General features: G+C 65.7%; 12 protein-coding genes and 1 pseudogene. 7 read left to right on the forward strand and 6 right to left on the reverse strand.

The genetic code is table 11. From position 1 onward, the window contains the following. Positions 1 to 78: 78 nt before the first annotated feature. From SBA_RS07005 to hflK, 5 genes and pseudogenes are all read right to left on the reverse strand, one after another. Positions 79 to 468 (reverse strand): hypothetical protein, encoded by a 390-nt coding sequence (locus tag SBA_RS07005; RefSeq protein ID WP_261936343.1) that lies wholly within the window; start codon positions 466 to 468, stop codon positions 79 to 81. Between the two features lie 35 nt (positions 469 to 503). Further along, a complete protein-coding gene (locus SBA_RS07010; protein WP_261936344.1) occupies positions 504 to 2135 on the reverse strand; it encodes a DUF853 domain-containing protein in 1632 nt (543 codons plus the stop codon). A gap of 127 nt (positions 2136 to 2262) precedes the next feature. After that, positions 2263 to 3771: a Do family serine endopeptidase gene (locus tag SBA_RS07015; protein WP_224547365.1), complete on the reverse strand. Its 1509-nt coding sequence runs from the start codon at positions 3769 to 3771 to the stop codon at positions 2263 to 2265. A 136-nt stretch (positions 3772 to 3907) separates the two neighbouring features. Continuing rightward, positions 3908 to 4756 (reverse strand): protease modulator HflC, encoded by an 849-nt coding sequence (gene hflC, locus SBA_RS07020; protein WP_224547364.1) that lies wholly within the window; start codon positions 4754 to 4756, stop codon positions 3908 to 3910. After that, positions 4756 to 5873 (reverse strand): annotated as a pseudogene (gene hflK, locus SBA_RS07025) (FtsH protease activity modulator HflK). Before hflK ends, hflC begins: the two are co-directional and overlap by 1 nt. A 74-nt stretch (positions 5874 to 5947) precedes the next feature. Between hflK and SBA_RS07030 the strand changes: the two are divergent. Then, positions 5948 to 6940 carry an Mrp/NBP35 family ATP-binding protein gene (locus tag SBA_RS07030; protein ID WP_315975800.1) on the forward strand — a complete coding sequence of 331 codons (993 nt, stop codon included), beginning with the start codon at positions 5948 to 5950 and terminating at the stop codon, positions 6938 to 6940. Here SBA_RS07030 and SBA_RS07035 read toward each other — a convergent pair whose 3' ends face one another. Further along, a complete protein-coding gene (locus SBA_RS07035) occupies positions 6941 to 7399 on the reverse strand; it encodes a GNAT family N-acetyltransferase (RefSeq protein ID WP_261936345.1) in 459 nt (152 codons plus the stop codon). A gap of 87 nt (positions 7400 to 7486) precedes the next feature. Between SBA_RS07035 and SBA_RS07040 the strand changes: the two genes are divergently transcribed. The 6 genes from SBA_RS07040 to SBA_RS07065 all read left to right on the forward strand — a co-directional run bounded on the left by SBA_RS07040 (position 7487) and on the right by SBA_RS07065 (position 14790). Further along, positions 7487 to 7921, forward strand: a complete 435-nt coding sequence (locus SBA_RS07040) for a CoA-binding protein (RefSeq protein ID WP_261936346.1) — start codon at positions 7487 to 7489, stop codon at positions 7919 to 7921. Between the two features lie 38 nt (positions 7922 to 7959). After that, positions 7960 to 10227, forward strand: a complete 2268-nt coding sequence (locus tag SBA_RS07045; RefSeq protein WP_261936347.1) for a xanthine dehydrogenase family protein molybdopterin-binding subunit — start codon at positions 7960 to 7962, stop codon at positions 10225 to 10227. After that, positions 10224 to 11225, forward strand: a complete 1002-nt coding sequence (hemH, locus tag SBA_RS07050) for a ferrochelatase (protein ID WP_261936348.1) — start codon at positions 10224 to 10226, stop codon at positions 11223 to 11225. The genes SBA_RS07045 and hemH overlap by 4 nt, the downstream gene beginning before the upstream one ends. Positions 11226 to 11252: 27 nt before the next feature. Continuing rightward, entirely contained in the window at positions 11253 to 11975 is a 723-nt protein-coding gene (gene phbB / locus SBA_RS07055) for an acetoacetyl-CoA reductase (RefSeq protein WP_224547356.1), read from the forward strand. Next, a complete protein-coding gene (locus SBA_RS07060) occupies positions 11975 to 12271 on the forward strand; it encodes a ribbon-helix-helix domain-containing protein (RefSeq protein ID WP_224547354.1) in 297 nt (98 codons plus the stop codon). Before phbB ends, SBA_RS07060 begins: the two co-directional genes overlap by 1 nt. A gap of 62 nt (positions 12272 to 12333) precedes the next feature. After that, positions 12334 to 14790 (forward strand): TonB-dependent receptor, encoded by a 2457-nt coding sequence (locus SBA_RS07065; protein ID WP_261936349.1) that lies wholly within the window; start codon positions 12334 to 12336, stop codon positions 14788 to 14790. Positions 14791 to 14862 lie beyond the last annotated feature (72 nt).

Here is a 14862-nt window from a genome sequence, read left to right on the forward strand (position 1 = left end):
CCCACCATGCAACAAGATTTGCTTTGCGACCTATGAGCGGGGCGGGCGGCGATCCATCGCTCCGCCCCACATAGCCGATCAGCGTTGCAACAGCACGCTGCTGACCGATCCGTTGCGCACGGAACACATGAAGGGCACGGCCCCGCCATCGGCAAAGCCGATCTCGCCCTCCACCTCCCACCCGGTCGCCATGGTGCTGGCGCGGGGTCGACCGATCAGCTTGCCGTTGGGGCCGGCCTGGTAGAGCGCCTTGGCAGCGCAGGCGTCGCGCGCGGCGGCGACCGATGCGATCGGGCCATAGCCAGGTGAGGCATAGGGCGTGCGACGGGCGTCGCGCTCGGCCTGCCGGTCACGCGCGATGTCGCTGGCGATCGCAGCGCCGATGACATGATGGGGATCAATCGTCTGGGCGTGGAGCGGGCTGGCCGCGACCAGCGCTATTACTGTCCAAATCGCTGTCTTCTGCATGACGCGCCGCCTCCCTGCCGGTAGACCGGCATAGCCTATTTGAACAGGCTGCCCAAGATGCCGCGGACCAGATTGCCGGCGATCCCGCCCGACGACGACTTGCGGCTCGTGCCCCCGAACACCGCGCGGCCCAGTTCGTTGGCGACCTGCCGCCCGACCGACGATCCCGCCGCCCGCGTGGCCGACTGGATCGCCTTGTCGAAGGCGCTGGGCTTGGCCGCCTCGCGCGCTTCGGCCGCGTCGCGTCGCGCTTGCTCCTTCAGTTCCGCTTCGCGCTGCTTCGCTTCGACCTTGGCCTGCGCCGCAGCGGCCTTGTCGGCTTCCGCCTGCGCCTTGGACGCCTGCGCGGCCGCAGCCGACGCCTGCCCGCGGGCGGCAAGGATTTCCTCGGCCGATTCCCGGTTCACCGCGTCATCATATTTGCCGGCGCAGGGCGATATCGACTGGATGATCGCGCGCTCTTTCGGTTCGACCGGGCCGAGGCGCGATCGGGGCGGGGCTATCAGCGTGCGCTGCACGATGCCGGGCGATCCATCCTCCTGCAGCAGCGACACCAGCGCCTCGCCCACTTTCAATTCGGTGATCGCCGTCTCGACATTCAGGTCGGGATTGATGCGGAAGGTCTCCGCCGCCGCCTTGATCGCGCGCTGGTCGCGGGGCGTGAAGGCCCGCAGCGCGTGCTGCACCCGGTTGCCCAGTTGCCCGGCCACATCTTCTAGAATGTCGATCGGGTTCTGCGTGACGAAATAGACGCCCACCCCCTTGGACCGGATCAGCCGCACGACCTGTTCGATCTTGTCGGTAAGCGCCTTGGGCGCGTCGTCGAACAGCAGATGCGCCTCGTCGAAGAAGAAGACCAGCTTGGGTTTGTCCGGGTCGCCCACTTCGGGCAGCGTCTCGAACAGTTCGGACAGCAGCCACAGCAGGAAGGTCGCGTAGAGCTTGGGACTCTGCATCAGCTTGTCGGCCGCCAGCACGTTCACATAGCCGCGGCCTTTCTCGTCCACTTGCAGCATGTCATGGATATCGAGCGCGGGTTCACCGAAGAAATGGTCGCCGCCCTGGCTTTCCAGTTGCAGCAATTGCCGCTGGATCGCCCCGACGCTGGCCTTGGTAACATTGCCGTAGCGGGCCGACAGCGTATCGGCATTCTCCGCGCAATAGGCCAGCATCGCCTGCAAATCGCCCAGATCGAGCAGCAGCAGCCCTTCCTCATCGGCATATTTGAAGGCGATGGACAGCACGCCTTCCTGCGTCTCGTTGAGGCCCATCAGCCGCGCGAGCAGCAGCGGCCCCATCTCGCTGACGGTGGTGCGGATCGGATGGCCTTGCTCGCCATATAGATCCCAGAAGATCGCCGGATTGTCGGCATAGGCATAATCGGCAATGCCGACTTCCGCCGCGCGCGCCACCAGCTTGTCGGCATTTTTGGCGGTGGGCGATCCGGCCATGGATATGCCGGCCAGGTCGCCCTTCACATCGGCCAGGAACACCGGCACGCCCAGCGCGGAAAAACTCTCGGCGATGCCCTGCAACGTGACGGTCTTGCCGGTGCCGGTCGCCCCGGCGATCAGCCCATGGCGATTGGCGCGGCGCAGGTTCAATGTCTGCGGGACGCCCCCGTCCTTGTCCGGTGCGCCAAGCCCGATGAAGATACCGTCGCTCATCTGAAATCCCCGAAAAAAGAAGACCCGCTCGCCCCGGGCCTGTCGCGCGATGTCGACAGGCCCGGCCCGAACGGGTCTGATTGGCTATCCCAACTCTAGCGAGCCAGACACCATCGGCAAGTGCCGCTTATTTGTCGCGCAGGCGGATCGGCAGGAAGATGGCCGGCTGGCCGCGGCGCAACACCTGCAGCAGGATGGCGTTGCGGCCCTGCGCCGCCACGGCCTTCGCCTGCGCGTCCAACTCGGCTTGGGTCGCGACCGGGCGGTTGTTCGCGCTGATGATGACGTCACCGCGACGCAGGCCCTTGGCGCCCGCATCGGTCGATCCGTCGACGGCGGTGATGACAACGCCTTTCGTGTCAGCCGCAACGCCGAGCTGGCGGATGATGCCGGGCGTCAGCGGGATCGCCGAAATGCCCAGCGCCTGCTGCGTCGCCTGGCCCGGATTCTGGTCCTGCTGGCTGAAATCTTCGTCCCCCTGCGGCTGGGCGAAATTGTTCAGCTCGTCTTCGGAAGGCCGTTCGCCGACGATTGCCGTGACGGTCTGGCGCTGGCCGTTGCGGATCAGGACGATCGGCACGCGCGCGCCGATATTCTGGTTGGCCACGATTGACGACAGATTCTGGTCCGCGGTCACTTCCTGGCCGGCGACGCTGACGATCACGTCGCCCGCCTTGATCCCGGCCTTCTCCGCGCCCTTGCCCGGTTCCACGCCCTGGACGAATTCGCCGCGATTCTTGGCCAGGCCCAGCGAGTCGGCTAGGTCTTCGCCCAGCGGGCTGATCTGCACGCCCAGATAGCCGCGCTTGATCGCCTGACCCTTGCGCAACGTATCGACGATCGGCGCAGCCTGTTCCGAGGGGATGGCGAAGCCGATGCCGACATTGCCGCCCGATGGCGAGAGGATCTGGCTGTTGATGCCGATCACATTGCCGCGCATGTCGAACATCGGGCCGCCGCTATTGCCCTGGTTGATCGACGCATCGGTCTGGATGAACTTGTCGTAGCTGCCGCCGGTGCCGCGATGCAGGGCGGAGATGATGCCTGCCGTCACCGTGCCCGACAGGGCGAAGGGGTTGCCGATCGCGACCACCCAGTCGCCCACGCGCGACTTGGTGCTGTCGCCGAACTTGACGAAGGGCAGGGGCTTTGGCGATTCGATCTTCAGCACCGCCAGGTCGGTCGCGGCGTCGCGGCCGATCAGCTTGGCGGGAAATTCCTGCTTGTCGGTCATCGTGACCGTGATCGAATCGACGCTCGCGCCCTCGGCCCCGGCCGACACCACATGGTTGTTGGTGACGATATAGCCGTCGGCGGAGATCAGGAAGCCCGATCCCAGCGACTGGGCCTGGCGGGTCTGCGGCTGTCCGCCCTGCTGGCCCTGGCCGAACAGATCGCCGAACGGCGTACCGGCGAAGGGGTTCTGCACCTTCACCCGCTGCTTGGTGGAGATATTGACCACGGCGGGTTGCAGCTTCTCGACCATGTCGGCGAGGCTGGCTGGCGCGCCCGCGGGCGCTGCTGCCGTCAGGCCTTCATTCTGCGCGGTCTGCGCCCCGACATTGGAACTGGTGGTGACGGCAATGGCAGTGCCGCCGAGGAGCAGGGCGCCGGTGATGGCATAAGCGTAACGCACTCGTGACGGTCCTCTTCAAAGCTTCAGGGGTAAGGAAGGCGGGACTTTTAGGAAGCCCTCAGATGCTCCGCCTTGCCTTAACCCTCATTGAATGACGCTGGTTCCGTAATGATCTCCGGGGGATCATGACGAAAGTTTAACGTCGTCCCTGAAATTGCCGCAGGAATTCATTGTCCGGCGACAGGATGATGTTGGTCTGGCCCGGCCGATCGGGCGCGAAGGTGTAGCGATAGCTCTGCATCCCGCGATAGAAATCGTAGAAGGACGGGTCCTTTCCGAAGCTCTCGGCATAGATGCGCGCAGCGTTGGCGTCGGCTTCCGCGCGGATGATCTGCGCCTGCTTGGCGCCCTGGGCGCGAATGGTGAGCGCTTCCTGCTCGCGCGCGGTGCGCATCCGGGTGAAGGCGCTTTCCAGCGGCGTGCCGTCGGGCAGGTCGGCGCGCTTGATCCGCACGTCCACGATCTCCGCGCCATATTGGCGCGCGACCCGGTCCAGCCCCGCCTCGATATTCTGCATCACCTGGCCGCGTTCGGGGCTGAGCAGTGCGGCGAATGGCCGCTTGCCCAGTTCGTTGCGCAGCGCGGACCCCAGGATCGGGCGCAGCGCCTCGCCCACGCGCTCCTCATTGCCCGCCGCGATATACATGCGCAGCGGATCGACGATGCGATAGCGGGCGAAGGCGTCGACCTGCAGGCGCAACTGGTCGGTCGACAGCACCTGCTGCCGCTCCATCTCGACCGAGAGGACGCGCTTGTCGATCCAGACGATCTGGTCAACGAACGGCCAGCGCCAGATGACGCCAGCGCCCGTCTGGCCGAAGCTTTCATTGGGACGGTAGCGGTTGATGATCTCCTTGGGGTCGCCGAAACGGACGACCACGCCCTGCTTGGTTTCGGGCACGATGGCGATCGTGCTGCCGACCAGGATCAGCAGGCCCAGCAAAACCAGGGCAAGGGCGACCGGATGACGCAAGATACCGGGCATCACTGGCCTCCCGTTCTGGTGGCGTCCGCCGGGGCGGCCTGCGCACGGCGCTTGATTTCGGGTAGCGGCAGGTAGGGCGTCACATTGTTACCTTCGACGATGGTCTTGTCGACGTTCGACAGCACGCCCTCCATGGTTTCATAATACATCCGGCGGCGGGTCACGTCGGGCGACAATTTATATTGTTCATAAACCTTGTCGAAAGCCGCGGCCTCGCCCTGCGCCTTGGCCGTCACCTGCTGGGCGGCGGCGCGCGCTTCGTTGAGATAGGTCTGCGCCGTCTGCTGCGCGGCGGACACCGCCTTGAACGCGTCGTTGACGGCGGTCGGCGGATCGGCCTGCTTGATCGCGACGCCCTGGATGCGAATGCCCGACTTGTAGCCGTCCAATATCTCCTGCATCCGCAATTCGACCTGCTGTTCGATCGCGGTGCGCCCGGCGCCCAGCGCATCGTCCAGGCTGACGCTGGCGAGCACGGACCGCATCGCGCTTTCCGCAACCTCGCGCACGCTGGCGTCCGGGTCCGACAGCTGGAACAGATAGAGTTCCGGATTGCGGATATTCCAGCGCACCGAATAGGCGAGGTCGATGATATTCTGGTCGCCCGTCAGCACCAGATTTTCGCTCTCCGCGCTGGCGGAGCCGATATCGATGGTGCGGATTTCCTCGACATCGACCGTCGTCACCGCCTCGAACGGAGCGGGCAGGGTCAGGCTGATGCCCGGCGTCAGGGTGCGGCTATATTTGCCGAGCAGGGTGACGACGCCGCGCTCCTGCGGCCCGACCCGGTGGAAACTGGTCAGGACCAGCCACAATATCACCACTATGCCGATCGCCGCGGGCCACAGCGCCTTGCCGGCCCCGCGCGGGGGATGCCGCCAAAGCCGCCGCCACCACCGCCCTGGCCGAAGCTTTCGCGGCCGCGGCGCAGCAGTTCGTCGATCGCGGACGGTCCCTTCTGACCGGCGGTGGGCTTGCTCGGCTGGGTCCATGGGTTGCGCGGGCCGCCGTCGCCGCCGCCCTTCTGCCCGTCCCCGTCGGGTCCGTCATTCTTGCCGCCCCAGGGGCCTTGGACCATCGCTGCGATCGCGGGCATCCACCCGAATATTCTTCTCATGGCATCTTCTATAGGAAGGCTCTTCTCCGAAAAACAGTGCAAATGGCCGCGATTATTTCCTACAGGGCATGGCCATGACCGATCTTGCCGATTTCTCCGCCCGTCTGACCGCCCTGACCGATGGCCGCGCCAGCGCGCCGCGCCTCAAGGACGGGGTGATGACGATCGCCCTCGACGTGGGCGGACTGGACCCCGACCGGCGCGAAGGGCTGGCCGCGGCGATCCGCGAAGGCGCGCTGACCGTGTCCGGCGTCACCGACGTCCGCATCGCCATGACGGCGGAGCGGAAACCCGGAGAAACGCCGGCCCCCAAGGCGCCGTTGCGCATCCTGGCCGTTGCGTCGGGCAAGGGCGGGGTGGGCAAATCGACGCTATCGGCCAATCTCGCCGTCGCGCTGCACCGGCTGGGGCTGAAGGTCGGGCTGGTCGACGCCGATATCTACGGCCCGTCGCAGGCGCGGCTGATGGGGAGCGAGGATCAAAAGCCGCAGGCCCGCGACAAGAAGCTGATTCCCGTCACCGGCACGCTGGGCATCCCGATGCTGTCGATGGCGCATCTGGTGGAACCGGGCAAGGCGCTGGCCTGGCGCGGGCCGATGGTGGGCAATGCGCTCAGCCAGTTGATCGACGCCGAATGGGGCGACGCCGAATTGCTGGTGGTCGACATGCCGCCCGGCACCGGCGATATCCAGTTGACCATGGTGCAGAAGCACAAGCCCGCCGGCGCGGTGATCGTGTCCACGCCGCAGGATCTGGCGCTGATCGACGCCACCCGCGCGGTCAGCCTGTTCCATCAGGCCGGGGTGCCGATGATCGGCCTGGTCGAAAATATGGCCGGCTATGCCTGTCCCCATTGCGGCGAAGTCTCCGATCCTTTCGGCCATGGCGGCGCGGAAAGCACGGCTGGCGACCTGTCCATGCCCTTCCTCGGCCGCGTGCCCCTGGCGATCGACATCCGTCGCCGCTCCGACGCGGGCGATCCGCCGGCGGCGGGCGAGGGCGTCCATGCCGACGCCTTCCACGCCATCGCGCGCAAGGTCGCCGACTGGCTCAGGGCATCGGCCTGACTACAGCATCAGATGCAGATATTGGCTGAAGCCGTTGGGTTCATAATCGCCGAACGCGTCGCCATCAGTGAAGCCATGGGCGCGGTAGAGCCACAGGGCCGGTTCGAACGCGGCGCCCCGGCCGGTTTCCAGGCTCAGTCGCGCCATGTCACGGTCGCGCGCCGCCGCGATGATGTGCCGCAGCAGCGCTTTGGCCACCCCACGCCGCAGATAATCGGGATGGGTGCGCATCGACTTGATCTCGCCCTGCTCGCCATCCAGCATCCGCAACGCGCCGATTCCGGCGATGGCCGCGCCGTCCCATAGGGTCCACACGCTGATATCGGGCGATCGTAGCCCGGACAGGTCGAGCGCGAACACCGCGTCGGCCGGGCTGTCGGTCTGCATCCCGGCCAGGTGGAGCGCCAGCAGCGCGCGGGTTTGCGGGTCGGTCAGGTCGTCGGGGCGAATGGCGAACATGGCCTGTGATTATCGCGGATGCGCGATGAAAGGAACGTCTTGCGTTCGCCCGCGTCCTCCCCATCTCGGTCGCAAAGGAGATACGCCATGCCGCTCACCGCCCCGCAGGACATCGCCGCCTTGCTGTCGGAAACCCGCACCATCGCGCTGGTCGGCATTTCCGATCGCCCGGACCGCCCCAGCTATGGCGTAATGAAATTCCTTCAGGACCATGGCTATCGCGTCCTGCCGGTCAATCCGCAGATTGCCGGTGAGCATGTCCATGGCGAATTTGTCTGGGGCCGCCTGTCCGACATCGGCGTGGCCGTAGACATGGTCGATATCTTCCGTCGCAGCGAAGCGGCGGGGGAGGCGGTGGACGACGCCATCGCCGCCGGGGCCAAGGCGGTGTGGATGCAACTGGGCGTCGTCAACGAAGCGGCGGCAGCGCGCGCCGACGCGGCCGGGTTGAAGGTGGTGATGGATCGTTGTCCGGCAATCGACATCCCCCGGCTCGGCCTCGCGCCGATAGGTGCCGATTAACGCTAGGCAGCGCGCGCCTGCGGCTCTATCAGGCTGGCATGGCGCGCACCCCGCGGAAGCAATCCGGCAAACATCAGGGCATCAACCGGCGCACGCTGCTGATCGGCGGTGGCGCAGCGGCGGGGCTGCTGCTCGCCTGGGGCGTATGGCCGCGCAGCTACCAGCCCAATCTCAACGCCGGTCCCGGCGAAACCATCGTCAACGCCTTCCTGAAGATCGATGCATCCGGCCAGATCATCGTCGTCGTGCCGCAGACCGAAATGGGGCAGGGCGTCACCACCGTCCTGCCGCAGATATTGGCCGACGAACTGGGCGCCGACTGGCGCACCATCGCGGTGCAGAGCGCGCCGATCAGTCCGCTCTACGCCAACACCCTGCTGGCGCGTGAATGGCTCGCGAGCGACTGGACGCGGCTGCTCGGTGACGCTGGCGACTGGGCGATCGGCCAATATGCGACGCGCGGCGCGCTGATGCTGACCGGCGGCGGCACCTCCGTTCCGATGTTCCGCGATGCTTATCGCGACTCCGGCGCCGCGGCTCGCGTTCTGCTGTGCAAGGCGGCCGCGGCGCGCTGGACCATTCCCTGGGAAAGCTGCGACATTCAGGATGGCATCATCTCTGACGGCGGCGCGCGCCGCATGAAGATCGGCGATGTGGTCGCGGATGCCGCCCGGTTCGACCTGCCCGATATCCTGCCCTATCGCCAGGGGCAGGATGGCCGCCTTTCCGGGCAGGATCTGCCGCGGCTCGATACCCCGTCGAAGATCGACGGCAGCCATAATTTCACCGCCGACATTCGTCTGCCCGACATGGTCTATGCCTCGATCCGGCAGGGACCGATCGGCGACGCCCTGCTGGCCGGGCTGGACGAACGCGCCGCCGGCAGCGTCACCGGCTTCCTCAAGCTCGTGCGGCAGGAACGCTGGGTCGCCGCGGTCGCCAGCAATTGGTGGGCCGCCAACAAGGCGCTCGACCTCGCCGACCCGGTCTTTACCCTGCGCGGCGTCCCGGTCAGCAGTGGCGGCATCGACGATGCGCTGGAGGCGGCTTTTGCGGGATCGGACGGTCGCCGCCTCTATGCCCAGGGCGATCTGGCCCCGGTGTTCGAGGGGGCGACCATCCTCGCCAGCGAATATCAGGTCGATGCCGGGCTGCATCTGGCGCTCGAACCCCAGTGCGCCACCGCCCGCGTCACCGACGACGGCGCGGAAATCTGGATGGCGACGCAGGCGCCCGGCCTCGCCCGCGCGGCGATCGCCGATGCGCTGGGCCTGCCGGAACGGGCGGTGACGCTCTATCCGCTCCATGCCGGCGGGTCGTTCGGCCGCAGGATGGATTGGGATGCCGGGGTGCAGGCGGCGCTGCTGGCGCGCGACATGGGGCGGCCGGTGCAACTGCTCTGGTCGCGGCTGGAGGATGTGGTCCAGGATCGGCCCAGCGCCCCCGCCCACGCCCGCATGGCGGCCAAGCTCGGCCGCAACGGCGCGATCGAAGGCTGGCTGGCGAAGGTCGCCGCGCCCTGCGCCCTGACGCAGACATGGGCGCGCATCGCCGATGGCGTCTTGCCGCACGTTGCGGCGGCGGATGCAGTGGACAAGGCGACCCGGCTGGCCGTCGCCGGCATGGCCCCGCCCTATGCCATTCCCAACTGGGCGGTCGATCATTTCCCGACCGACGTCGGTCTGCCGCTCGGCTTCACCCGCGGTAATGCCCATCTCCACGGCGCTTTCTTCACGGAAAGTTTCGTCGATGAACTGGCGCATCTGTCGGGGATGGAGGCCATGTCCTTCCGCATCCAGATGCTGGGCGGCAATCCGCGCCTCGCCCATTGCCTGTCGACCGCGGCGTCGATGGGCGGCTGGCAGGGCGGCATAGCGGGCAGCGGGCAGGGGCTATCCGCCCATATGATGGACGGCGCCTATGCCGCCATCATGGTGGAGGCGGCGATGAACGGCGATAAGCTCAGCGTCAGCCGCATCGTCGCGGCCGTCGACGCCGGCGATCAGGTCAATCCCGACATCGCCCGCCAGCAGATCGAAAGCGGGCTGGTCTATGGCCTCGCCTATGCGATGGGCGCCTCCATTCCCTATGAGCGCGGCCTGCCGACCCGCGCCATCCTCGGCCGCATGAACCTGCCGCGCCTCGCCGACATCGGCGAAGTCACGGTGGAACTGATGCGCAGCACCGCCGATCCGGCCGGCGTCAGCGATCTGGCCGCCCCGCTCGTCGCGCCCGCCATCGCCAACGCCCTGTACACATGGACAGGGCAACGGCTGCGCAGTCTGCCGCTAGTGGGCACCGCATGACCCTGCCACCCGATCATCCCGCCATCCCCACGCCCAAGGTCGGCGTGCTGCTCATCAACCTCGGCACGCCGGACGCGCCGGACGCCGGTGCGGTGCGCCGCTATCTGGCGGAATTTCTGTCCGACCGGCGCGTGGTGGAGATTCCGCAACTCCTCTGGCAACCGATCCTGCGCGGCGTCATCCTCACCACCCGGCCGAAGAAATCCGCCCATGCCTATCAGCAGGTGTGGACGCCGGACGGTTCGCCGCTGGCCGTCCATACCCGCGCCACCGCCCATGCGCTGCAACAGGCGATGGGGCAGGGCGTGGTGGTCGACTGGGCGATGCGCTACGGCAATCCCGCCATTGCGGAGAAGCTTGCGGCGATGAAGGCGCAAGGCTGCGAGCGCATCCTGCTCGCGCCGCTCTATCCCCAATATTGCGCGGCCACCACGGCGACCGCCAATGACGCTGCCTTCGCCGCGCTGGCCGCGATGCGCTGGCAGCCCGCCATCCGCACCCTGCCGCCCTATCATGACGATCCGGCCTATATCGCCGCGCTCAAGGCGTCGATCGACCGGCATGTCGCGGCGCTCGACTTCGTGCCCGACGCCTTGCTGGCCAGTTTCCACGGCATGCCCGAACGCACCCTGCATCTGGGCGATCCCTATCATTGCCAGTCGGTCAAGACCGTTCGCCTGCTCCGCGAAGCGCTGGCTCTGCCGGTTCATATGAGCTTCCAGTCACGCTTCGGCCGGGCCAAATGGCTCGAACCGGAAACCGAAGCGACGCTCGCCAGATTGGTGAAAGACGGTGTCCGCAATATTGCTGTGGTCACGCCCGGATTCGCGGCGGATTGCCTTGAAACCCTAGAGGAAATCGCCCTGCGCGCGAAAGCGGTTTTTTTGGACCAAGGTGGCGAAAAATTTGCCCTTTTGCCCTGTCTAAACGCATCAGCGGAAGCTATCACTCTCTATCAGAGGCTTATGGGCCGCGAGCTTTCGGGTTGGATCGACTGACCCCTGTTGCAGGAAGAGGACGCTGATATGTCGAGAGTGGCGATTGTGACCGGCGGAACGCGCGGCATCGGCGAGGCGATCAGCCTGGCGTTGCAGGAGATGGGCTATACCGTCGCCGCCAACTATGCCGGCAATGAGGAGAAGGCGAAGGCCTTTACCGACAAGACCGGCATCGCGACCTTCAAATGGGACGTCGGCGATCATCAGGCCTGCCTCGACGGCTGCGCCGCGGTGACCGAAGCGCTCGGCCCGGTTGACATCGTCGTCAACAATGCCGGCATCACCCGCGACGGCGTGCTGGCCAAGATGAGCTTCGACGACTGGAACGAGGTGATGCGCATCAACCTCGGCGGTTGCTTCAACATGTCCAAGGCGACCTTCGGCGGCATGCGGGAACGCGGCTGGGGGCGGATCGTCAATATCGGCTCGATCAACGGCCAGGCCGGCCAATATGGCCAGGTCAATTATGCCGCCGCCAAGTCCGGCATCCACGGCTTCACCAAGGCCCTAGCGCAGGAAGGCGCCAAGTCCGGCATCACTGTCAATGCGATCGCGCCCGGCTATATTGACACCGACATGGTCGCCGCGGTGCCCGCGCCGGTGCTGGAGAAGATCGTTGCCAAAATCCCGGTCGGCCGCTTGGGCCAGGCCAGCGAGATTGCGCGTGGCGTCGCCTTCTTCTGCAGCGAGGAAGGCGGCTTCGTGACCGGCAGCACCCTGTCGATCAACGGCGGCCAGCACATGTATTGATGGTGACGGGCGACCCTGACGATAGCCCGGAAGGGCTGGAAGGGTCGCCCTTCGCGCCGCCGGTCAAGCGGAGCGTGACCATCGCCGGGCATCAGACCGCAATCAGCCTGGAACCGATCTTCTGGGACGCCTTGCGCGCCCATGCCACCCGACACAATCTCCCGATCAACGCGCTGGTCGCCCGCATCGACGCGGCGCGGCTGGCCGTGCCGCATCCGCCCAATCTGGCCAGCGCCATCCGCTGCTGGCTGTTTGCTGATACATTTTGCGACAACGATAAGAATTATTCTCAATAGCGTTGACTCTGAGAAAGACTCTCAATAGCAGTTCCCCAACAATCAAAGGGGGATCTGCGAACATGCCGAAGTCCGGGAATATAACGTCCTTTCTGGCGCTGAGCTGCGTCGGCGCAATGGCCTTTGCGACGACCGCGAGCGCGCAGGAAGCTGAAAAGGGGCCGCGGCTGGGCGGCATGACCGTCACCGACACTGCGATCGATGAATCGGCGATCAAGGTGGAAAAGGCGGAATCGCCCAAATATACCCGGCCCCTGCTCGACACGCCGCAGACCATCACCGTCATCGGCAAGGAAACCATCCAGCAGCAGAATCTGCTCACCCTGCGCGACGTCCTGTCCACCGTGCCCGGCATCACCTTCGGCGCGGGCGAGGGCGGCTTCGGCTATGGCGACCGCATCATCCTGCGCGGCCAGGACGCGAAGAACGACGTGACCGTCGATGGCGTGCGGTCTGGCGCCTTCCTCAACCGCAACGAAGTCTATAATATCGAGCAGGTCGAGGTCACCAACGGCGCCAATTCGGTGATGAACGGCGGCGGCTCGGTCGCCGGCACGATCAACCTCGTCACCAAGCGGCCGCTGGCTGACGACCAGACGATCCTGAACGCGGGCATCGGCACCGACAATTATTACCGCGCCACGATCGACGCCAACCAGCGCGTCAACGACCTGATCGCGGTGCGCCTCAACGCCGTCTATCACAAGAATGACGTGCCCGGCCGCGACGTCGAAAATTACGAGCGCTACGGCTTTGCCCCCGCGCTCACCATCGGCATCGACGGCCCCACCAGCCTGACGCTGCAAGGCGAATATCTGCACGACGACGCCATGCCCCAATATGGCGTGCGCTATTATCCGCGCGAGGGCGGCTTCCTGAAGGAATTCGACCGGTCGGGCTATTATGGCTTCGCCAATCTGGACCAACAGAACAGCAGGACGCGCTCGCTCCAGGCCATCTTCAGCCATGCGTTCAGCGACATGGTGAAGATTCGCAACCTGACCCGTTACGAACATATTCGCCAGAACACGATCACCAGCCAGCCCAACGGCACCTTCTGCCTCGCCTCCACGGGGCTTCAGCCGCCAGACGTCAACACAGGGATCGGCGCGGCCTGCACCACCACCGTCAACGGTGCGAATTTCACCGTACCGGCCGGCTATTATCTGCCCACCGGCGGCCGCGGCGTACAGCGTTTCATCAACAACACCACCGCCTATAACCAAATCGACCTCAGCGCCGATTTCGACACCGGCGGGATCGGCCACACGCTGGTGCTCGGCGCGTCGGCGATGTGGGAACAATATCGGCAGGAGCAGGGCGCGCTTCCCCGCAACGCCGATGGCTCGACCCCGCTCTTCCCGTTGGTCAGCATCGCCAACCCCGGCGACATCGTCCAGGGTCCGGCGGGATACACCTATGGCAACAACGACTATAATGGTCCCATCAACTTCATCCGCTCGGCCCGGTCGCTCGGCGAACAGACCAGCTATGCCGCCTATCTGTTCGACACGATCAAGTTCAGCGACTTTTTCGAGATCAACGGCGGTCTGCGTTATGAAAATGTGAAGGGTCTCAGCCGCAGCTTCGCCTACAGCACCGCGGTCGACGCGACGCTCGGCCAGTTGACCAGCGTGACCAACCCGCCGCGCACCGACGACAATCTCTTCTCCTATCGCATCGGCGCGGTGGTGAAACCGACGCCCGACACCAGCCTCTATGTCGCCTATGGCAACAGCAAGCTGCCTTCGAAAGCCTCGGTCGACGGCACCTGCACCGTGGCCAATGCGGCGGGCGGCAGCGGCACCTGTTTCGTGAAGCCGGAAACCACGAAAAATTACGAAGTCGGCGCCAAGGCCGACCTGTTCGACAGGAAGCTGCTGCTGACCCTCGCCGCCTTCCGCAACGATCGCGACCAGATCAAGGTCGTCTCGGGCGATCCGACCCTGCCGGACCAGGCGACCGACGGGCATCAGCGGGTCGAGGGGATTTCCTTCGGCGCGTCGGGCAATATCACCGGCAACTGGACGATTTCTGCCAATTACATGTATCTGAAATCGAAGATCAAACAGGGCGTTTCGGATTACTGCCTCGCCCATCCTGGGGCCACGGACCCGGCGGCCGGCACCTGCGCCAACAGCCCGGCCTTTCCCGATCCGACGGCCGGCTATGCGCTGACCAACACGCCCAAACATTCGGGCAGCCTGTTCACCACCTATCGCTTCGCCTTCGGCCTCGAACTGGGATATGGCCTCACTTATCAGGGCAGGTTCTTGCTGAACCAGCCGACGCTGGCCCAGCTTACGGCGGGCACCTATGTCGGCTATCATGTGCCGAGCTACACCATCCATCGTCTGATGGTGAACTATCCGATCACCCCGAACCTCAAGGCGCAGGTCAACGTCCAGAACTTCACCAACGAGAAATATGTGACGACGGTGCGCAATGCGATTGGCGGAAGCTGGGCGCAGCCTGCGCCGACGCGGTCGGCCGTGTTCAGCCTGAACTATCAGTTCTGATGTCCGCCCTTTCCCCGGTCCGATGCGGCCGGGGACGCAGGACGGGCGGCGATTTATCCCACCGCAAAGGCC

It is taken from the genome of Sphingomonas bisphenolicum (genome assembly GCF_024349785.1).
Lineage (GTDB): Bacteria > Pseudomonadota > Alphaproteobacteria > Sphingomonadales > Sphingomonadaceae > Sphingobium > Sphingobium bisphenolicum.